The organism is Fructilactobacillus sp. X2R1C3, from assembly GCF_059901425.1.
The window spans coordinates 158,724-180,019 of record NZ_JBWXUW010000004.1; the positions used below are offsets into that span (position 1 = coordinate 158,724).

15 protein-coding genes and 1 pseudogene are annotated in these 21,296 nt (G+C 36.7%); 9 read left to right on the top strand and 7 right to left on the bottom strand.

Annotation, left to right across the window (positions count from 1 at the left end; translation table 11 throughout):
* Window positions 1-112: 112 nt before the first annotated feature.
* The 4 genes from AC6UDD_RS05840 (at window position 113) to AC6UDD_RS05855 (ending at window position 7,159) form a co-directional block, all read left to right on the top strand.
* Window positions 113-3,217, top strand: coding sequence for a type I restriction endonuclease subunit R (locus AC6UDD_RS05840; RefSeq protein WP_500719576.1), 3,105 nt, complete (start codon window positions 113-115; stop codon window positions 3,215-3,217).
* Window positions 3,218-3,238: 21 nt separating this feature from the next.
* Window positions 3,239-4,900: a type I restriction-modification system subunit M gene (locus AC6UDD_RS05845; protein WP_500719578.1), complete on the top strand. Its 1,662-nt coding sequence runs from the start codon at window positions 3,239-3,241 to the stop codon at window positions 4,898-4,900.
* On the top strand, window positions 4,897-6,129 hold the full coding sequence (locus tag AC6UDD_RS05850; protein WP_500719580.1) for a restriction endonuclease subunit S: 1,233 nt from the start codon (window positions 4,897-4,899) through the stop codon (window positions 6,127-6,129). Before AC6UDD_RS05845 ends, AC6UDD_RS05850 begins: the two co-directional genes overlap by 4 nt.
* Before the next feature lie 112 nt (window positions 6,130-6,241).
* Entirely contained in the window at window positions 6,242-7,159 is a 918-nt protein-coding gene (locus AC6UDD_RS05855) for a site-specific integrase (RefSeq protein WP_500719582.1), read from the top strand.
* A gap of 9 nt (window positions 7,160-7,168) precedes the next feature.
* Here AC6UDD_RS05855 and AC6UDD_RS05860 read toward each other — a convergent pair whose 3' ends face one another.
* Window positions 7,169-7,813 carry a restriction endonuclease subunit S gene (locus AC6UDD_RS05860; RefSeq protein WP_500719584.1) on the bottom strand — a complete coding sequence of 215 codons (645 nt, stop codon included), beginning with the start codon at window positions 7,811-7,813 and terminating at the stop codon, window positions 7,169-7,171.
* Between AC6UDD_RS05860 and AC6UDD_RS05865 the strand changes: the two genes are divergently transcribed.
* The 3 genes and pseudogenes from AC6UDD_RS05865 to AC6UDD_RS05875 all read left to right on the top strand — a co-directional run.
* Window positions 7,749-8,321 (top strand): restriction endonuclease subunit S, encoded by a 573-nt coding sequence (locus AC6UDD_RS05865; protein ID WP_500719633.1) that lies wholly within the window; start codon window positions 7,749-7,751, stop codon window positions 8,319-8,321. The genes AC6UDD_RS05860 and AC6UDD_RS05865 overlap by 65 nt on opposite strands.
* Before the next feature lie 70 nt (window positions 8,322-8,391).
* Window positions 8,392-8,994, top strand: coding sequence for a GIY-YIG nuclease family protein (locus AC6UDD_RS05870; protein ID WP_500719586.1), 603 nt, complete (start codon window positions 8,392-8,394; stop codon window positions 8,992-8,994).
* 34 nt (window positions 8,995-9,028) lie between these two features.
* Window positions 9,029-9,208 (top strand): annotated as a pseudogene (locus tag AC6UDD_RS05875) (DUF4357 domain-containing protein); the annotation flags it as partial.
* Between the two features lie 224 nt (window positions 9,209-9,432).
* On the opposite strand, the gene AC6UDD_RS05880 reads toward AC6UDD_RS05875, so the two are convergent.
* The gene (locus AC6UDD_RS05880; protein WP_500719588.1) at window positions 9,433-10,767 is read right to left on the bottom strand and encodes an AbiH family protein; all 1,335 of its coding nucleotides are present in this window, start codon (window positions 10,765-10,767) and stop codon (window positions 9,433-9,435) included.
* 232 nt (window positions 10,768-10,999) lie between these two features.
* On the bottom strand, window positions 11,000-11,239 hold the full coding sequence (mazE, locus tag AC6UDD_RS05885; protein ID WP_500719590.1) for a type II toxin-antitoxin system PemI/MazE family antitoxin: 240 nt from the start codon (window positions 11,237-11,239) through the stop codon (window positions 11,000-11,002).
* Window positions 11,240-11,370: 131 nt separating this feature from the next.
* Here mazE and AC6UDD_RS05890 point away from each other — a divergent pair, with 131 nt between their 5' ends.
* Complete coding sequence (locus AC6UDD_RS05890) at window positions 11,371-12,021, top strand: hypothetical protein (protein WP_500719592.1); 651 nt, start codon at window positions 11,371-11,373, stop codon at window positions 12,019-12,021.
* Between the two features lies 1 nt (window position 12,022).
* Here AC6UDD_RS05890 and AC6UDD_RS05895 read toward each other — a convergent pair whose 3' ends face one another.
* The 4 genes from AC6UDD_RS05895 to AC6UDD_RS05910 all read right to left on the bottom strand — a co-directional run bounded on the left by AC6UDD_RS05895 (window position 12,023) and on the right by AC6UDD_RS05910 (window position 16,915).
* The gene (locus AC6UDD_RS05895) at window positions 12,023-12,667 is read right to left on the bottom strand and encodes a hypothetical protein (protein ID WP_500719594.1); all 645 of its coding nucleotides are present in this window, start codon (window positions 12,665-12,667) and stop codon (window positions 12,023-12,025) included.
* 160 nt (window positions 12,668-12,827) lie between these two features.
* A complete protein-coding gene (locus AC6UDD_RS05900) occupies window positions 12,828-15,560 on the bottom strand; it encodes an SEC10/PgrA surface exclusion domain-containing protein (RefSeq protein ID WP_500719597.1) in 2,733 nt (910 codons plus the stop codon).
* Window positions 15,561-15,728: 168 nt separating this feature from the next.
* A complete protein-coding gene (locus tag AC6UDD_RS05905) occupies window positions 15,729-15,863 on the bottom strand; it encodes a hypothetical protein (protein ID WP_500719599.1) in 135 nt (44 codons plus the stop codon).
* A gap of 296 nt (window positions 15,864-16,159) precedes the next feature.
* A complete protein-coding gene (locus AC6UDD_RS05910; protein ID WP_500719601.1) occupies window positions 16,160-16,915 on the bottom strand; it encodes an ion channel in 756 nt (251 codons plus the stop codon).
* Between the two features lie 540 nt (window positions 16,916-17,455).
* Here AC6UDD_RS05910 and AC6UDD_RS05915 point away from each other — a divergent pair.
* Window positions 17,456-21,295 carry a BspA family leucine-rich repeat surface protein gene (locus AC6UDD_RS05915; RefSeq protein ID WP_500719603.1) on the top strand — a complete coding sequence of 1,280 codons (3,840 nt, stop codon included), beginning with the start codon at window positions 17,456-17,458 and terminating at the stop codon, window positions 21,293-21,295.
* The last annotated feature ends 1 nt before the right edge of the window (window position 21,296 follow it).

The window sequence follows — 21,296 nt, forward strand, 5'->3', positions numbered from 1 at the left end:
AAATTTGATACACTTTCTTTGTAATCACTTTAATTAGCTTAAGTAAACAATGATTTAGTGATAATATTCATTATATAAACAATTTTTAGAACTATGGGATGGGAACTTTTTTATGAAATCAGAACTAGGATTTGAAGATGAACTAATTGATCATTTAACTAAAATTGGAAACGATAAACAGTGGCAATATGATCCTAATATTAAAACGACTGAGCAGTTATGGAATAATTTCAAAGCGATTCTTGAACAACATAATCAAGATAAATTAGATAAGCCATTAAGTAATAATGAGTTTTCTCAAGTTAAACGGCAAATTGAGGATCTTCATACTCCATACATGGCAGGTCGTTTTTTGTATGGTTTTAACGGCCAGTCAGAAGTAAGTGTTGATCTAGATAATGGAAAACAGGCTATTTTAACTGTTTTTAAACAGGATCAAATTGGTGCCGGAGATAATATTTATCAAATCGTTAACCAAATTGAGAGACCTGCGAAGATCTCTGGAAGAAGAGATCGTCGTTTTGACGTTACCATGTTGATTAATGGTCTTCCTATAATTCAAATCGAAGAAAAACGAGCTGATCATCCCGTTAAAGAAGCATTTAATCAGATGCAACAGTATATTGATGAAGGTCAATACACTGATATTTTTTCGACGCTTCAAATCCTAGTGGGAATGACACCCAATGAAACACGATACATGGCTAATACTACGTACGATGATTTTAATACGGATTTTGCTTTTCAATGGGAAAAAGAAAGTAATAATGAGCCAGTATTAAACTGGCGTGATTTTAGTAATCGAGTACTATCAATTCCCATGGCTCATGAAATGGCAACCAACTACATGATTTTAGACGGATCTAGAGGTCATCAAAGTATTAAAGTCATGCGTCCTTATCAAGTTTATGCTACAAAACGTGTCATCAATAAACTAAAAACGGCAACTTTTGAAAAAGCAGACCAAAAATTAGGTTATATTTGGCACACTACTGGCTCAGGTAAGACCATTAGTAGTTTTAAAACAGCTTGGTTAGCTTCACGTCTCCCTAATGTTGATAAAGTCGTCTTCATTGTTGACCGGCGTGCTTTAACGCAACAAACGGCTGAAAGTTATTCCGCTTATGATCCTGATAGTGATGATAATAATAAAAATGGAGTAGTTGATAATACTGCCAACGTCAGAGATTTAGCTAAAAAGTTGAAAAGTAACGGTAATGGAATTGTTGTAACATCGATTCAAAAGCTAGATAAATTAGTTCAAAGAAAAACCAAATTACCTGATAAAAACATTTTGTTTATCGTCGATGAAGCCCATCGTTCCACTAGTGGTGATATGTTGCAACGTGCTAAAGATGCATTTCCACATTCTGAATGGGTTGGATATACAGGAACGCCAAAATTTGCTGATAAAAATGGTAAAAGTGATGGACCCACGACTCGAGAAATTTTTGGTGATTTGCTTCATGCTTATACCATTCGTCAGGCGATTGCCGACCATAATGTGCTTGGATTTAAAGTTGACTTTAATACTACCTTGCCAGAATCAATTCTAAGAACCCAGTATTTACCTGAATTCTATCGACAGAAGTATCCCAAATGGTCGCAAAAAAAAATTGACAATAAGATTGATAATCTAACTCAAGCTGATATGGATGATCAGGTATCAAGTAGTGTTTATGATTATAATGAAGATCACATTAATAAGGTTGTTGATGATATTCTTTTAAAGTGGAAGAATCGTTCTGTGAATTACCAATATAGTGCCATTTTGACTACTCATGTTGGTGGGATGGCTTCATCATCTAAAATGGCTAAAATGTATTATGATGCAATTACTAAGAAAACGGCTAATTCTGATCATCCATTAAAAGTCGCGGTAACTTTTAGTAACGACAATTCCAACAAAGATAATATGGGAGAAACTAATCGGAATTTACGTGATGCTATAAAACAATATAATCAAACGTTTGGGACAAATTTTGATGACACCACTTTTAAAGAATACCGTGAAGATGTGATGTCACGACTAAATCGTAGTGTTTCAGATGGTAATTATCTTGAGCTAGTAATTGTAGTGGATCAACTTTTAACTGGATTTGACGCCCCTACATTAAATACGTTATATGTCGATCGAACTTTACGCGGGGCTAATTTAATTCAGGCTTATTCCAGAACTAATCGGATTCAAGACTCTAACTACAAATGGTTCGGACGCATTGTTAATTATCGTTGGCCCAAGCTGTCTGAAGATTTAATGAATGATGCACTAGCGGTATATGCCAACAAAGATTCTGCTAATTATCAAACCAAACTTCCAATGGATGAAGAAGCAGATGAGGCTGTAATCCTTCCTGATTATAAGGACATGATCACTGAAACGTCTGATGTGGTTGATAAGTTAGATACCTTAACCAATGGATTTCAATATATCTCACCTAGTCGTGATGAGGATAAAGAGACTTTAAAGTTATTAAGGACATACAATAATAATGTTGTAGCTTTGAAACAGTACGACGAGTACGATTATGATCATCCAAATGATTTATTAAATCAGCTTGGTATTTCTGAAGACCAGGAGGTTGCATTAACCACTAAGATCCAACGGGAATTAAAGAATACATTTAAAAAAGATGATCCTGATTTTGAGATTGACTTTAAAATGGAACATATTAATGAAATTGATGTTGATTACGATTACCTTAGAGAATTATTGGCTAAACTTGCCAATCAAGTCAACGACCAAGACGAAGATGGGGCTGTAGAAACATATAACAAATTGAACGATATCGCCAATCAAGTTGATGAAAAATATGCTCAAAAAATCAAACGAACTGCTGAAGCAATTAAAAATGATGAAATCGATAAATCTAAACTTGGTGCTTATCCCTTAAAAGGTGATGACATGAAAGATTTGATGGATAATCAGGAAGACCTATCACGACGAAGTGAGATCTTAAAATTTCGCCAAAAGTATGGATTTGTTGATGCTGATGGAACTAAAGATTTGTTTAATAAGATCTTAGATCGTCATATCTATGGGAATGATGATCTTGATAATAACGGAGAATTAAAAAAGATTATTAATTTAGCTCAAAATTATTATCAGCAAGATGCCATTGATCCAGAAGTTAAGTCACTTTCAAGGATTAAATACAGAATTAACTTACGTAAAGCAGTAGAAAAATTTGCAGATAATTTAACTCAAGAATATTAAAAATAGAGAAGGAACTAAATAATGGCTGAAAAACAAACAAAAGAAGCACAAGATATAACTTCTGAATTATGGGCGATGGCGAATGAGCTTCGTGGGAATATGGATGCTAGTGAATATCGGAACTACATCCTGGGTTTTATGTTCTACCGTTATTTATCTGAACGTCAGGAACAATACCAAAAAAATGCTGATTTATTTGATTTACAAGACGGTGAAACCATCAATGACGCATATGTAAAAGCTGTTAAAGAAGATCCTGATAGCTTAAAGGATTATTTGGAAGATGCTGCCGATTCACTTGGATATGCCATTGCACCCCAATATACCTGGGCTACGATTAATCAAAAAGTTGAAGATGGCACAATTACTGCCACTGACTTTCAAGAAATGTTTGACGATTTTAACCGAAACGCTCAGATCAATAAGGAAGCTCGCCAAGATTTCAGTGGCATCTTTACTGATATGAATCTTAACAATTCTCGTCTAGGGAATAACATGAGTTCTAGAGCCCGTGCTCTTAACAATATCGTTAAAATGGTTAATAAATTTAACTATAATGATGCAGACGGGCACGATATTCTTGGGGATGTTTATGAGTATTTAATTGCTAAATTCGCTAGTAGTTCTGGTAAAAAAGCGGGTGAGTTTTATACTCCTCATGAAGTTTCCAAATTGTTGGCAGAATTAGCAACTTCTGACTTTAATGGAATTGATCATCAGTTTACGGTTTATGATCCTGCCATGGGTTCTGGTTCGCTTCTTTTGACTGTTCAAGATGTGTTAAAACATAAGGGTTATGAAGGCCGAGTTAGTTTCTTTGGACAAGAATTAAACACGACAACCTATAACTTGGCACGAATGAATCTTATGATGCATGGTGTGGAGTACCAAAATATGGATCTACGAAACGCTGATACACTAGAAATGGATTGGCCAGATGGAATGGACAGTGATGGTGTCGATCATCCGCGAAACTTTGATGCTGTGGTTGCTAATCCACCTTACTCTGCCCATTGGGATAATAATGAACGAAAGATGAAAGATCCACGTTTTAGAGATTTTGGTCGTTTAGCACCTAAGTCGAAAGCTGACTTTGCTTTTGTTCTGCATGCTATTTATCATTTATCGAACGAAGGTAAGATGGCAATTGTTTTACCACACGGGGTTCTATTCCGCGGAGGAGCTGAAGGTACCATTAGAAAAACTTTGATTGAAAAAAATTATTTAGATGCTGTTGTTGGACTCCCAGCAAAACTTTTCTATTCAACTTCAATTCCGACGGTTGTCTTGGTATTCTCTAAGCATCGTAGTAATAAAGATATCTTCTTTATTGATGCCTCAAGTGATTTTGAAAAGGGCAAGAATCAAAATGTTTTACGTCAACAAGACATTGATAAGATTGTTGAAACTTATAAGAAACGAGAAGACGTAGATAAATACGCTCATAAGGCTGACTTAGACGAAATTAAAGAGAATGAATTTAACCTTAATATTCCGCGTTATGTTGATACTTTTGAGGAAGAACCACCCGTAGATGTTGATAAATTAGTATCAGACATTCAATCTACTGATAAGGAAATTAGTGGACTAGAGACTGATGTATCAGGAATGTTGGACGATCTTGTGGGTCAGGATGCTGTCGCTCAACAGCAGCTTGAGCAAATTAAGGGGCTGTTTAAATGAAAAATGAAGAAATGACTCCAAAAATTAGATTTAAGGGATTTACTGATCCTTGGGAGCAGCGTAAGTTCTATGACAATTTAGACGATGTCTTGGATCATCGAGGTAAGACACCAAAAAAGATTGGGTTGGAATGGAGTGATAATGGTAATATTCTTGCTCTTTCAGCTTTAAATGTAAAAAATGGATATATTGATAACTTAGTAGATGCACACTTTGCTGATGATAATCTTTATAAAAAATGGATGGGGGACAAAGAACTTAATGCTGGTGATGTTCTTCTTACTACAGAAGCCCCAGCTGGAAATGTCACATTGGTTCCTGATAATAAAAAATATATATTAAGTCAGAGAATAATTGCATTTAAAACAAATAAATTCAAAGTGAATAATGAGTTTTTTGAACAATACTTAAGATCTAACCTATTCCAACGACAAATTATGAAAATATCTTCTGGTGGAACGGCCAAAGGAATAAGTCAAAAAAACTTAAAAAAAATAGTAACTAGTATGCCAAAAACTATAGAAGAACAATTAAAGATCGGTATTTTTCTTTCTGATATTGATTCACTTATCGCTGCCAATGAACGTAAATTAGAACAGTTAAAGCGACTAAAAAAGTTGTTAATGCAACGAATTTTTAGTCAAAATTGGAGATTTAAGGGATTTACTGACCCTTGGGAGCAGCGTAAGTTATTGGAAATCACAACTTTATTTCATGGATTAACGTATTCACCTAGAGATATTAGAGATAGAGGAACATTAGTTTTACGTTCCTCAAATGTCTCGAATGACCATGTAGTACTAAATGACAACGTATTTGTTGACAATAAAGTAGTGAATTCTTCTAATGTAAATACAAACGACGTTATTATGGTTGTACGTAATGGGAGTCGTTCATTAATTGGGAAGCATGCGATTATACGTAATAAAATGAATAATACAGTTATTGGCGCTTTTATGACTGGTTTAAGAGGTAATGGAAAATTTATTAATGTTCTTTTAAGTACTAATTTATTCAAAAAAGAAGTAAATAAATGTATTGGTGCTACTATAAATCAAATTACAAACAATGATTTAGAATCTATGAAATTTTTTGTACCTAATGAAATAGAACTGAAGTTAATTGGAAATCTATTTTCAATGTTTGATTCTATTATCGCTGCCAATGAACGTAGGATCGATGAACTCAAAAATCTGAAGAAATATTTGATGCAAAACATGTTTGTTTAAAAAATACGTATAAATGCCAAAAAAATGTGAATTACGATCCTGGTGAGTGAAACCTTTAGGATAAAATAAGTCGTTAGCTTTCTAACGACTTATTTTTTATGGAGGTGCTTTAATGGCACAGGATGTAAAGTTTCACGAATATTTTTATCAATGGATGAGGTTATATAAGTTAGATGCGGTAAGGGATATTACTTATGAAAAGTACATTATGACTCATAAGCAGTTGGTAAAATTGGCACCGGAACTATTGTTGTCAGACCTTAGTAGATTATCGTATCAACAACTTTTAAATGATTATGCTGAAAGTCATGAACGACAAACAACGATGGACTTTCATCGGCATTTAAAGGGATCATTGATTGATGCATTAGAAGAGGATTTTATTGATCGTGATCCCACAAGAAAAGCGATTATTAAGGGTGTGAAACAACGGAAACACAAGACTAAGTATTTACATCAATATGAATTACAGGCACTTCTAAACTCATTAGATTTAGGTTCTGAAGTTAATTGGGATTACTTTATTCTATTGATAACTAAGACAGGATTAAGGTTTGCAGAAGCTTTAGGAGTTGCTCCAGAGGACTTTGATTTTGCTCATCAGACACTTAATATAAGTAAAACATGGAATTATAAGTCAGCTGAAGGTGGCTATGCACCAACAAAAAATCGATCTTCAGTCAGAAAGATACCTCTAGATTGGCAAACAGTAATCCAATTTTCTCAGCTAACGAAGAATTTACCGCAAGATAAGCCAGTTTTCGTTCATGGTAAAGTTTATAACGATACGATTAATCATAAGTTAGAACGATTGTGTAAGAAAGTTAATATTCCTGTTATTTCGGTCCATGGATTACGTCATACTCATGCGTCTTTGTTATTATATGCTGGTGTTAGCGTTGCTTCGGTAGCGAGAAGACTGGGACATTCTAATATGACGACAACGCAACAAACATATCTTCATATTATTCAGGAGTTAGAAAATCAGGATAATGATAAAGTCATGAAACATTTGGCTAGTTTGATCTAGATTGTGAAATTAAATAGTTAAAAACTTAAAAAAGTATCCATATTTTTCTGTATGGATGCTTTTTTGCTTAAGTTCATTGGCAGCGATAACGCTATCTATTTTAGTAAAAATTTTTCCAATTTTTTTCTGTTCTTCAATATTGGGTATCAAAAGTTTCTGTCTCAAAAAATCTTTAGCTACCAAATTAGTCATCATAGTTGCCTTTGTCGTTGACATTCGTAGTATATTTTTCATAATCGGCTCGTAATGAATATAATATTTCCAATAATTTAAATTATATTCACTAATTGGTCTAAAGACATCAAAAACATGTGAAACAATTCCATCTCCAATATCATTTTCAACGAATCTTCCAAAGGAAAAATTATTACTCTTGTTCCCTTCGAATGCAATATCACCTAATCTAAAAATATTATAGGTTTTCATATATTGAGTCGATGACTTTTGATTTACATCTTTAAAATACATTTCCGCTACTGAAATTATATTATCTTCTGTAAATTTCCCTTTAGTATTCTTTTCACTAATTTTCTTATAAAGAGTATTTAACTTACGCTGCTCCCAAAAGTAAGCTAAATACACAAAGCAAATATGCGCTTTAGTTTGGGAGCAGCGTAAGTTAAGTGCGTTATATAAAAATAATAATGAACGCAATGAGGATAAATTTAACAATGATAAGACTATTTCTATTGCACAAATGAAATTTAAGTCAGGTGGAAATGGTGCTGCATTATCATCTATGGATAAATATAAAGTTTTAAGAACTGGTGATATTGCGTTTGAAGGTCATACAAACAAATATTTTTCATTTGGAAGATTTGTTTTGAATGATATTGGTGATGGTATTATGTCACCAAGATTTATATGTTTACGTCCTGTTAATAAGTATCCATTAAAATTTTGGAAGGAATATATTCACTATGAACCAATGATGGAAAAAATCTTAGTTAAATCTACAAAAGCAGGAACGATGATGAATGAGTTAGTAGTTCGAGACTTTTTGAAACAAAATATATTTATTCCTTCCGTTAATGAACAAATACTTATTGGAGATTTATTATCTAAAACTGAAAATATTATCGCTGCCAATGAACGTAATGGATTTTATCGTTGTGAGCTAATAAATTCTTTCACAATATTGTTCCACAAGAAATTTTATTAATAAATTTATTTGACGGAATACACGTAAACTTATAATCTTAAACCAAATAAGAAATATTGAGGACGAATAATTGGAACCATTTACTATTAAAACTTTCTTTCCGGATAGAGATCCCAGTGGATTTAGAATATCAGAGATAACAAGTCAAACGATTCAAGCATTTTATATACCAAGAGACGTATTAAAAAGATTAATTCAAAGTCGAGAAGAATTAAGTTGGAATGGTGTATACACATTATTCAATAGTTCTTTAAATAAACAGACTGTGTATATTGGTGAAGCAGAAAATGTTGGACGTCGTTTGGTTCAACATTTAAACAATGAACCTTGGTTGACAATTGCGGTTGCATTTGTAGTGAATAACAAAAATCATCAATTATCTAAGGCTGACATTAAGTATCTAGAAAACTTGATGTATCAAAAAGGAGAAAAATCAAATGTTATGGAATTATATAATGGAAATACTCCGCATAAGTCTTTTGTTGAAGAATCAAGAAGATATGACTTGCAAAATATATTTAAAAAAATTGACCTTTTATTAAAATCTCTTGGATTTTCAGTTTTTAGCAAAAATAATCATCATGATAGTTATCTATACATGAATGGAAGAGAAAGTCTTGCAGTTGGAATTTATAATAAAGATGGTAGTTTGACAGTAAAAAAAGGGATCTAAGCTCTCCCGTCTAGGATTTGCTCAATCATTTGATGACTTTGATCTATTAAAAAAATTAGAAGAATCTAATATTATTAAAAATGATATTTTTCAGTCTGATTATAAATTTCATTCACCATCAAGAGCCGCAAAAATAATTTATAAAAGTAGTGCCAATGGATTAACACTTGGGCATGTTAAAGGTGGGAAAACATTAAAAGAAATAAACAAGTGATGACAATTTTAAATCTAATAATTATATGATGTTTTTTGTATCAAGTATTTAAATACATTTAAAATTTAGATTAATAAGTAAATTACTGCAAGAAAAAAATTTAAACCGTTTGAATATTAGTATAAATCCTTGAGAGTATAAATTTACACAAAATGTCTAATTCTTTTATAACATTTCGTATTTGGTACTAGAACTTATTTTTTATGATAATGGTTCCATATTGTCTACACTCCAAGTATATGGAGTCTATTTTCAATCATCATCTTATTCATAAGATCATTTCCATCACTTGGGTTTAACTCTTGACCATATTTGTTTAATAATTGAGTTACAATCTTTAGTTGTTCTTTAGGAATAATATTGTCTGGATAATTATTTTTTCTTGCATAACTCAGTGAATATTTGAATGTTAAATTTACGTTTGAATTGTATAAATGAGTAGTCTCAAAGATTGATTTAAAATATGAATAATCAGCATTACCTAAAGAATGTCCAAATATAACGATTTTTTTAATATTTTCATCAATTAAGTCTTCATATTTGTTAAAGCTTTCGGATAATACTCTGTATGTTTTTGTAAATGGGAAAACACTACTGTCTGGATTTATATCTTCACTTCCAATACCTATTATAATTGGATGGTTGGAATAATTATTATTTGGAAGTACTGATCCATGAATGTGTCTAACTTTACTTATATATGAATCGTCTTTTTTTATAATTGGTGTGTAATTAAATGTTAAAACATTGTAATTTTTGCTTTCGTTTAAATCGTTAGGATTTTTTGTTAATTTATCTAAATATTCATTGTAGATTGTGGGATTTATTTTAAGAGTAGAAATGTATTTTTTGAAATTATTTTCAAATTTTTTAAGTTGGTTAAATAATTCATTATAAGTATTCTGATCATCTACGTAGGGTTTATATTTACTTATATTATAAGGAGAATTATAATGAAAACCTTTTTTTCTTTTGAGTAAAAAAGGTAATATCATTCCTTTGAAATCATCAATGAAGTAAGAAAGATTTTTGTCATGGTCATGTAGCGGTTTTTGAAATCTCCAATATGCAAAATTTCCAATTAATTTTTTATTGTCAATTTCTTCTTGGTTGTTGATAAAAATATTAAAATCATTTTTTTTATAATCTTGAGATTTACTTTTATTATTTTCTGAATTTTTACCAAAAAAAGATCCTATTTGTGATTCAACATTTTTCCAATTATTGAATTCGTATGGAGAATTTGGCAATTTATTGTTTAAATATTTTAATAATAGTAAATATAAATCCCAAAAACTTAAAATTGATGGTTTAAATTTATTGAATGTTTGTTCTACTTCAGTAAAAATTTCCTTTTCATTTTTGTTATTTGGATTTTTTGTAGTAACTTCAAATAAATTGTTTAATATGTTATTGAATTCATCCTTTTCTTTATTAAAGTTTTCGTCAGTATTATGTTCAAAATAATCTTGGAATCTCGTACTTAATCCTAAACTTAAATCAAACCCATTTCCGATAATTACAAGTGTGTCTGCTTCTTTTTGTTGTTCTTCTGTCATCTTTCACTTCACTCCTTATTATATGTGGTATAGAGATGTTTTATTTGTGAATCTATTGATTATTTCATTAGTAGTATAATATTGCAATACAATTGCTGGTAAAACAAGTTACCAAGGTAACCATCAATGAATAGCATTAACTGGCTTGGTAACTGAGCGAATTCTAGATAAGTAAAAAGACTCACATCGATATAAAAACGATGTGAGTCTTTTATATTCTACCAGTAAATATTTATTTAATTATTTCCCTTCCCATTGCTTTCCCAGACTCTTCCTTTTGTCTAAAATCTTTCCTTTGTTTTTCATCTAATCCATCCAGATACCATGATCCTTCAAATGGATTTCGGTGCTTAGGCGTTAGTTTTAAAGAGCCATCACTTTCTTTTCTGATGTCAAAGTCAGTGCCTTCAGGATAGTTAAATCGTTTTGGAATCGTAATCACATTTTTATTTCCAACTTTTCTAAGTCTCATTAGTAATTCCCCCCCTTCAAAAGTTTGTATAATGACGATTTTACCTAGCACTTCAATCCTCAGTGCGCTATGCTTAAACTGTAATGATTATTCATTAACATTAATTACTTAATTTTAACTAGGAGGGGTCCATGAAAAAGCAAAGGTATTTCATCATTACTGGAGCATTAGTACTGTTAGTGGTGGCCTTAGCTGGCACGGGTTTTGCCGCATTCCACCATGCTCACAAGAAACAGACCAGTAAAGGGATGAGTATGGCCAGTTTTCCAGCAAAGTTCCGCGGGACCTGGTACTCGTATTCGACTAAAACTAATCAATACAGTGTGATCCGCAACACGAAAAAGACGAGTTCGGCGACTATTTATGGAGCCGACTCCACGCCTGATACATATCGTGTCACAATCCATCAAACCAAGTATAAGCCTCATTTTAAAGAAATCAGCAATCGCACTAAGCTCAGTAACAGTTACATAAAAAAGACCGAAAATTGGTCGTTGTTACGCAACATGAGTTACATTCCGTGGCAATCCGGTCCAAAGGGAAGGGCGGCCACCGTTAATCTGTACGGATGGACGCAATCAACTGGTGACGGGATTTACCTCCAGGAACGACGGCAAAAAGTCGACGATTACCACGTTGACATGCTGACGTACGTGAACAACGGGATGAATCCGATCGTTGACATGAACGAGGGTGGTCACTTCTATCGTAGTAAGCAACTAGCGCAGAAGTTAGCTGGTCGCAGGTATCATCGTGAGTTTCGGTACGTTAAAGACTACTAAATCATTTCAATAGATTACTTAAGTCTTCCCATCCGCATCCACCTGAAAGCGGACCGTGATGGTTAGAATTACCACCATCTTGACAGCCAAACAAGTTATTCACCAGTCTGGATATTTTTTCCTCCAGACTTCTGATTTTGTATGAATACTCCTCCTGTTTCTTGATAAAGGGAAAAGAGCCGTCCAGATAGATCGGAGTGACGATGTCGTTGAAGTACAGTTCCAGGCGGTCGTCACCCTTACGAATCACATGATTGAGGTTGTGATAGGCAACCCACGACGTGTTGCGCTTGCAGTGGTCAATGGATTTTAAGCGTAGGAGTTGGACGTCATTTCGGACGTACGGGATGTTCTTGTTAATCTGACAGTGACTCGCCAGCGCTTTGATTTTTGCAAGGGACAGGTGGTTCTTTTGCCACAGCTCCTTCGTCAGAACGTTGGTGGTTTGTTTCACGAGGGAATCAAATTGGTTGTGGGCGTCCTTTAAATTGATGAGCAACAGGACCGAGTTCCAGTTAATGGAGTAGGTGGTCAGTTTCCGGTTCACCTGTGACGGTAAAATCGAGTTGATGTCGACCGCAAATTCGTTGCGCATCTTTCGCTTAAGTGGTTCAGATAAATTCAGTGGTAATTCATTTAGTTCCATAATATTTCTCCTTTTTTGTTAGTTCATTATTTAGATACGGACTTTAAGGAGAAATTTTTCATGAATTTCGATTATTTAAAATAAAATCCTATTAGCACGATTAAAAAATAAGCCCTAGTGATCATCACTAGGGCTTATTAGTATTTCAATGTGTGAAAGATTATTTGAGGTATTTACGGCGCTTGTCAGCTAATCCAAAGATCCCCGTCAGAGCGGTGAGAAGTCCGACGATTGATAACCAAGTGGTATTTGATTGGCCGGTTTGAGGAAGGGTCACGTTTGAAGTTCCCTGCTTCTGGTTCGTCAGATTGTTAACTCCAGTGGTTTGACGATAAGCAAGCGGTGAGGTGGTTAAACGAGCACCGGCTTGTTTACTGATTCGGTACTTAACTTCAGTTAATGGGGTTACGCTGGACGTGTTGGTCTGGGCACTTTCAGGACGAACCGTTTCCGCGTGGTTGATGTAAGCTGCCCGTGGTTTCGTGGTCCGTTGGGCCCTGTCAATGGCGTGGTTAATGATTTGAGCGTGCGCCTTTTTGGTCGTGTTTTGACCACTAGTTTGGTTAGCAGCTTGCTCGTCACGAGCCAATGCGGCTTGGTCCTTTGCCAGGTCACTCTTAGCCTTGTCCAAAGCGGCTTGATCAGCGGCTGCTTGTTTTTCAAGGTCGGCTAACTTTGCTTTATCGTTGGCAAGTTTGGCCTTGGCGTTCGCTAAGCTATTGGCTTCATTTTGGTAATTAATCAGTTGTTTTTGTAAAGAAGCTAGCTTAGCTTGGTCATCTTGCAATTGCTTTTCTGCTTTTTCAAGGGCCTTTTGTTTATTGATGAGGTCTTGGGTGGCCTTGTCTAAATCACTTTGGGCCTGTTCGTTTGCGGCCGTTGCCTTCTGCAACTTGCTTTGATCGTTATGGAGTTGGTTGACGTCGTTTGCGACCCGTTGTTTAGCCTGAGCTAACTTGTTCTGCAGGCCAGGAAGGGCAGCGTTGTTGTGGTCGATGATTTGTTGCTTTTGAGCAATCTGCTTGTTTAAGTCGTTGATTTCGGTCTTGGCCTTGTGAATGTTAGCGGACCATTGGGCTGGATTGTACTGGGTAACTTGCTTTTCATCGTTAGCTAATTGATTGGTCAAGCGTCCTAGTTTGTTTTGTAAGTTTTGTAGAATTTGTTGATTACGTTTGATTGCTCCCTTACAGTCCGAGATTTCTTCGTCCGTGTCATTGATTTGGCGTTCCAGTTTTTCGGGGCTCGCGATAAATGTATCACTTACATTAAACTTAGTTGAATCCTGAATTTGACTTGGGCTAATCAAAACAAAGTGAATTTGACCGTAGTTATCAACGCCGATGCCAAGGTACTTGTCGTTATTGACGTTTCCGGTCTGCGGGTCGAGACCTAAAAGACTCATCTCGTGGGCATCCGATGCCTTACTGTCATTAAACAGCAAGTTCATAATTATACTGTAAAGTTTGGAGTAGATGGTATCCATAGTGGTGTAATTGTCAAAGGTCAAATCACCAGGGGTAACGATTTCATAACCGTCCGCTCCGGGGTAAACTTTCAGCCCATACTTGGCTGCCAAATTGTTGATGGCGTTGACGTCATAACCATTTTGGCTATTAATATTCCAATCATCTTGATTATAAGCGTTCATCAAGTCGTTAATGAATTGGTTCATGCTCCAACCACCGATTTCAATGTCCGTGGTACCAAACTGTTTGTGGATTTGATTAATGAGCCATTGGACGTATTCTGCCATTTCGAGTTGTTGATTATTGGTAAATTGCGGGGTTTCCTGGCCATTACTGTTAGACTCGACGTAGACATAATCCTGTTTCGCAATGTCACTCGGTTGATAGTGGTTGGCGGCCATTGCCGCATTATCAAACTGGTTGAACCAGTCGGAGGCGTTTTCGTTTGGGTGTTGTTGTTTCCATTGCTGAAAACCCTGTAAGGTCATGCCAGCGGGAATGTGAATACTCTGCTCAAAGGCACTCTCAGACTGTTTTTCGTCGTTTAATTGACTTTGAGCGTCACTAAGGGTTGAGTTCCACGAACTAATATTATCTTGCGCGTTACTAATGTCCTGGTTCGTTTTGTTGACGGCATCTTGGTCGTGTTTAACGTTGTTTTCGGCCTCGTCATGCTTTTTCTTGGTGGCGGCTTGCCACTTGTCTAGGTTATCAAGCGTGGTCTGGGTATCCGCTTTTTGTTGCTTAGCCTGGTCTTGTTTTTGTTGGGCGTCCTTGGTGCTCTGTTCGTTGTTGTCAACGGCACTTTGCGCCTGATTTTGCGCATCAGTATCGTGGTTTAACTGATTCTGGTCGTTATTAACGTCGTTTTGGGCTTGGTTTTGAGCCTGTTGAGCGCTGTTGGCATTCTTTTGGGCTTTATCAACCGCGTCTTGAGCGTTATTTTCGGCCTGTTGATCATTATCAACTTGACTTTGGTCCTTTTTAACGTCGTTGCCGGCCTGATTAATTTGGTCCTGGGTCTTTTTGATGTTAGAAGGAGTGGCATCGGCCGCTTCTTTTTGGGCCTGATCAACTGCGGTTTGGTCTTTATTCACCACACCCTGTTGATTGTTGACGGCTTGAGAGTCGGAGGCTTCGTTCTTTTGGTCGGTGTTTACAGCCGTCTTGTCGTGGTTGACCTGATTTTGATCAGTTGAAACGGCATTCGACGTCTCATTTTGCTGTTGACTAGTGGGCTGTGTCTGGACGTTGGCACTAACAGGATTGTTAAATGTTCCCACTGCAAAAATTCCAGAAGCCACTAAGGCACTCCCGGCAGTGATCTTGAGCCAACGTTTATGTAACTTTACTAGATTGTCACGCGACTGATGGTCACGATCGGTTGGCACTTGATAATTATCTTTTTTGATAAATTTACTCATAATATAAGTCCTTTCTGCTTATTAATTATTCTACGTAATTGATAATACATTAAAGTTTCTTATAATACAATTGTTTTAAGTAAAAAATGATAATTATGTGAGTTAATTTTATTTCGATAAATAAAAACCAGCACTCAAAGCGCTGGTTTAATCGTATTTCGATTAAGGTTAGATGACCCACCAAATAATCAAAGCGATGATGAAGACAATTAGAGCCAATCCGAGCCAGTCTTTATACGTTGGCCGGTGTAGTGTCATCGTGATAGTTAAGTGCTTTCCAATTTTCCATTCTCTCGTTTTCATGTCGTACCTCCATATGTAATTAGTAATAGTGTGTTATACTAAAAATGTAGTAAGGAGCGAGCGCAAATCGCTCCCTAAATGAATTACCATTTAAAAACAAGTTTAAAGCCTATGATTTCTAAGTTTATTTTGACGGTTAACTTAGCAAGTCTGGGCTTTTTTATTTTCAAATGAGGCAATTTCATCACCTCCTTACTACATTTACTACAATACACTAGTATGGAAGCATTTAAAATACTTTTTCCATTTCATTGTGTATAATATTAAATTAATTTATTTTTAATGATAAAAGTGTTCTACTTTCTCAACAATTCTCGCTTCTTTTGTTCAAACTCTTCTCTAGTAATAATGTCATCGTCCATTAACTTTTTGAACTTACGAATCTCATCTGCTTCTGAAACGGGTGAGGGAGTGGCTTCTTTTGAGAAAAAGGTGGTGAGAGTACTTGTCAGCATCCCCACAAAGCTAATCCCAACCAACATCAAAACGACGGCAATTCCCTTGCCAATCTTGGTTTTGGGACTAATGTCGCCGTAGCCGGCGGTCGTGGTGGTTGTAATGGCCCACCAGATCGAGTTTGTGAGCGACGTGTTTTCGACGATGGAGTAGAGGCCGGCCGATAGCAAGATGATAATCGTACATATGATTAATAGGTAAATGAAGCCATTGGTTTGAAGAAACCGCTCGATTCGTTCCTTGAATTTGCCAAGAACACCCGCAACCCTGAAAAGTCGGAAGATGCGAGTTAATCTGGTTACCCGGGAAATTTTGAAAAACGAGAGACCATACCCAAACGGAATGATTGCGAGTAAATCAAACAGATGAGTTTTTACGTACTGCCATTTTTGTTTGGCGAGCAAGAAACCACCGAAGTAATCGACGGTAAAAATCACCCAGATGGCATCGTCTATGGCCACGTATGGTTCAGCGTCAAGATTAAGCTTGTTTAAGAATTGAAGAACGGTAAGCACGACGGAAATAATTGCTAATAAGATAATTATTGCATCGTAGGTATTTCTGATAATTGGTTTGGTCACGTTCACATCACCCATCACATAGTATATATTTATTTTACCAGTCCTTAGGACCATTTATAACAACTTCAAAAGGGTTCACTATCAAAAATGATAGTGAACTCTTTTTGTTTTTGTTCTCATATTTGAATTGCTAATAAGGTTGTGATACATCAATTTTTATCATGGAATAAAAATTATAATCAGAGAAATTGCACACTAGACGGCGATTACAATCGAACAATGATTATTAAATTATTATGGAAATCACATAATTATTTTTCACAAATTACTTACAAGCAACACTAAAAGTTACAAATATTATATTATGTAACATATATTTTAAAAGCGCCTAAATTGTGATGATGTACGCAAATTAGTGCCACTCTACGAATTGTTCCGTCTATTATTTTAATTCTTAATAAATTGTTCATAAAATACTTCGTGAATTTTGTTCAAACCACGTTATTCTTGTGAAGTATTAATTAATTACTTGATTGGCAATGGACCTTAACGGCCGTGATTGTAATTATTATTACTTCACAAAGCGTGTTTTTAAATGGAGTGGGAGGAGTTTTTATGTTAAGTAATCCAAAGAAACATTTCAAAATGTATAAAGCTGGAAAGCGGTGGATGGTCGCCGGGCTGGTGACCTTTGCTACCGTGTCTGGTTTAGCCGTCGGAGTAAGTGCTGATACCACCGCTCAACCGGCTGCAAATAATGTGAAAACCGATGCACAAGCTACGGGTAGCATAGTTCCTGTAAATGCTACTAAAGCTGCCCCAAAGACAACTAATAATCAAACTCAGATTGATAAAGCACCGACTGCTAACGAACAGCAGCCAGATGATCAATCAAGTCAACCTGCAGCAAACAATGCGCAAGCAGAATCACAAACGACTCAAAAGAACACCGTTACCCCATCAGTACAAGACCAAAGTGGTAACGACCAACCAGCAGTCGCTCAAGCAAATGACCAGCCCAATAATGGTCAATCAGCTGCCAAGCCTGCTAAACAGAACCAGGCCCAAACTAATAATCAAGCGACTGATGCTTCAAATGTTCAGTCCGACAAATCACAAGTAACTAATCAAAAAGCTACCAACCAAAACGCTGATACCCAGGGTGTGAAGAAGCAAACTAACCCGGTCAAGGCCGATCAACCACAGGTGGACCAAAACAAAACGGTGGTTGCTCCAACAAGTCCAGAACCAAAACCGGTCACAAAGACTAACGATCAAATTAATTCAGTTGCTAACAACGTTCAAAATAACCAAGCTGTTCAATTTAACGCTCAACCAGTCAAAAACGTTCAATTAGCTGACCAGACGCAACAGGGAAACTGGGGATCTGCTAAGTACGTGTACGACTACAACACTGGCACTTTGTCATTCAATGATGGTGGAGACTTAGGCAACGAATTTTCCTATGATAGTTGGCTTGAAGCTAACTATACACAAGTCAAACATGTTGTCTTTAATTCCAAGGTAATTGTTGATGATACCAACGGTCTCTTTGCCAGATGGAGCAGCGTACAAGATTATAAAAATCTCTTTAATCTTGATATGTCGAATTGTACGAATATGAGTAACATGTTTTTGGACAATCACTCTTTGAAATCAATTGATTTAACTGGGCTAGATACCAGTAAAGTAACCAACATCGGAGCGCTTCTTTTTACTGATGCGCGTACAGATGGTCTACAAGGTAGTGAACTCCAGTACGTCAATCTTGGCGGCATTGATACTTCACACGTTACGAATTTTATGAACATGTTTAATAATGACCAATCATTAATCGAGATTGTTGGTCTAGACAAGTTAAATACTAGCAGGGCTCAAAATATGCAGAGTATGTTTCAGTCAAATTATCGATTAGAAAATTTGGATGTTAGTAATTTTGATACGCAAAATGTTACTAACATGTCCTACATGTTCTGTGGGGTCGGTGTTTTAACTGACGGCTTCAACATCAAAGGTCTTTCAAACTTAAATACTAGTAAAGCAACTGACATGAGTTACATGTTTAACGGTGATCAAAGCATCACGGACCTAAGTGGAATTACCAACTGGGATACCAGTAACGTGAAAAACATGGACTTTATGTTTCAGTATGATGATGCTCTAACCCAACTAGACCTTCACAATTGGGACACTAGTAACGTGACGTCGATGAGTAACATGTTTGCCAACTGCTTTGACCTTAAAAGTTTGGACCTTTCTAACTTTGATACCCAAACCACCAACACAACTGACATGCTTGCAAACGATCAAAGTTTAAGTGAACTCAAATTAGGCAATGAAACTGGTTTGTCTGATTCCCATTTGCCAGCGGTTCCTAGTCAATACGCTGGTTGGGTTCAAGTCGACGCCAATGGCCACGTGATTCCCGGTCAGAATGCGTTATCTTCAGATCAACTAACTGACGGTGAAGCTCATCCCGGAACATGGGTTTGGGGAAATCCAGTAAAAGATGAATCCTCATTGCATGCTCAAGGAATTACCATCTACGCTGGTGACGCTGTCCCAACTGACGCTGCAACTTATAACGCTGGAGCTACCAACGAAGATGGCACAAAAGCATCCATTACCAAAATCGATACTTCCAAAGTTAATAACCAAGTCCCTGGTCAGTATCCGGTAACCATCACGGCCTCAAATGGTCAAAGTATGACGGTTACGGTCACTGTTCTAGCTAACCAAGCTAACATTACGGCCCATGGCATCACAATTTATGCTGGTGATAACGTCCCAACCGACGCCGCAGCTTATGGAGCCACCGCAACTAATGAAGATGGAACTCCAGCAACGATTACCAAGATTGATACCTCGAAAGTTAATAACCAAGTTCCAGGTCAATACCAAGCAGCCATTACCGCATCAAACGGCAAAACCTTCTTCGTACCCGTAACGGTTTTAGCAAATCAGGCTAACATTACCGCCCATGGAATTTCCATTTATGCCGGCGACAACGTGCCAACCGATGCTGCATCGTATGGTGCCAGTGCTACTAACGAAGACGGGACTAAAGCAAAGATTACCAAGATTGACACATCTAAAGTTAATAACCAAGTACCCGGACAATATCAGGTTGCCATTACCGCATCAAACGGCAAGACGTTCTTTGTCCCGGTCACTGTTTTAGCCAACCAAGCCAACATTACGGCTCATGGCATCACCATTTACGCCGGCGACGATGTACCAACTGATGCCGCAGCTTATGGTGCAACCGCTACGAATGAAGATGGGACACCCGCAACGATTACCAAAATTGACACATCTAAAGTTAATAACCAAGTACCCGGACAGTATCAGGTTGCCATTACCGCATCAAACGGCAAGACGTTCTTCGTCCCGGTCACTGTTTTTGCTAACCAAGCTAACATCACGGCCCATGGCATTTCCATTTACGCTGGTGACAACGTGCCAACCGATGCTGCATCGTATGGAGCCACTGCAACTAATGAAGATGGAACCAAAGCAACGATTACCAAGATTGACACTTCGAAAGTTAATAACCAAGTGCCGGGTCAATACCAAGTTGCGATTTCTGCCTCAAATGGCAAGACGTTCTTTGTTCCGGTTACTGTTCTGGCTAACCAAGCTAACATTACGGCTCACGGCATTTCCATTTACGCTGGCGACAGTGTTCCAACGGACCCAGCTGCTTATGGTGCCACTGCCACTAACGAAGATGGCACACCTGCAACGATTACCAAAATTGACACATCTAAAGTTAACAACCAAGTGCCAGGACAGTATCAAGTTGCGATTTCGGCTTCCAACGGCAAGACGTTCTACGTCCCAGTAACGGTTCTGGCTAAGAACGCTACCAACCCTGACGAACCCGGAAACAATGGTGGCGAGAACCAACCATCTAATCCAGAAAATCCCGATAACAATGGTGGAAACAACAGTGACAATGGTGAAAACCCAAGTACACCGGACAACCAAGGTGGAAATGAGAACGGTGGTAGTCAAGTTACTCCAAACCAACCGTCAGATAACAGTGGATCATCGGTAACTCCAGACAATCATGGTGATAATGTTTCAAAGCCTTCGGACCAAACTCCATCAGTTCCTGGTAACGAAGGTCAGCAACCGACTGCTCCAAATCAACCAATGAATAACACTAATGAACCTAATAACAGTGGCAAGCAAACCACCACTCCTACTTCAACGAGTCGTAAGAACCAGACTTCAAGTACTAATGCTGGACACCAAATGACTATGAAGCCTCAAAGTGAGCAAACTTCTCAAGCAACTAATCAATCCAATCAAAAGCACGTTAAGAAAAACAAGCACGTTTTGCCGCAAACCGGCCAAAAGACTTCTATGACCTTAGGACTTATTGGACTAGGCTTCATTGGTTCTGCTTTAGCTTTGGCCCTTCGTGATTTAAAGCACCGGGTTAAATAAA

Coding starts and splice junctions, on each gene's coding strand:
- AC6UDD_RS05840 (WP_500719576.1), top strand. CDS start 113: ATGAAATCAGAACTAGGATTTGAAGATGAACTAATTGATCATTTAACT.
- AC6UDD_RS05845 (WP_500719578.1), top strand. CDS start 3,239: ATGGCTGAAAAACAAACAAAAGAAGCACAAGATATAACTTCTGAATTA.
- AC6UDD_RS05850 (WP_500719580.1), top strand. CDS start 4,897: ATGAAAAATGAAGAAATGACTCCAAAAATTAGATTTAAGGGATTTACT.
- AC6UDD_RS05855 (WP_500719582.1), top strand. CDS start 6,242: ATGGCACAGGATGTAAAGTTTCACGAATATTTTTATCAATGGATGAGG.
- AC6UDD_RS05880 (WP_500719588.1), bottom strand. CDS start 10,767: ATGACAGAAGAACAACAAAAAGAAGCAGACACACTTGTAATTATCGGA.
- mazE (WP_500719590.1), bottom strand. CDS start 11,239: ATGAGACTTAGAAAAGTTGGAAATAAAAATGTGATTACGATTCCAAAA.
- AC6UDD_RS05890 (WP_500719592.1), top strand. CDS start 11,371: ATGAAAAAGCAAAGGTATTTCATCATTACTGGAGCATTAGTACTGTTA.
- AC6UDD_RS05895 (WP_500719594.1), bottom strand. CDS start 12,667: ATGGAACTAAATGAATTACCACTGAATTTATCTGAACCACTTAAGCGA.
- AC6UDD_RS05900 (WP_500719597.1), bottom strand. CDS start 15,560: ATGAGTAAATTTATCAAAAAAGATAATTATCAAGTGCCAACCGATCGT.
- AC6UDD_RS05905 (WP_500719599.1), bottom strand. CDS start 15,863: ATGAAAACGAGAGAATGGAAAATTGGAAAGCACTTAACTATCACGATG.
- AC6UDD_RS05910 (WP_500719601.1), bottom strand. CDS start 16,915: ATGGGTGATGTGAACGTGACCAAACCAATTATCAGAAATACCTACGAT.
- AC6UDD_RS05915 (WP_500719603.1), top strand. CDS start 17,456: ATGTTAAGTAATCCAAAGAAACATTTCAAAATGTATAAAGCTGGAAAG.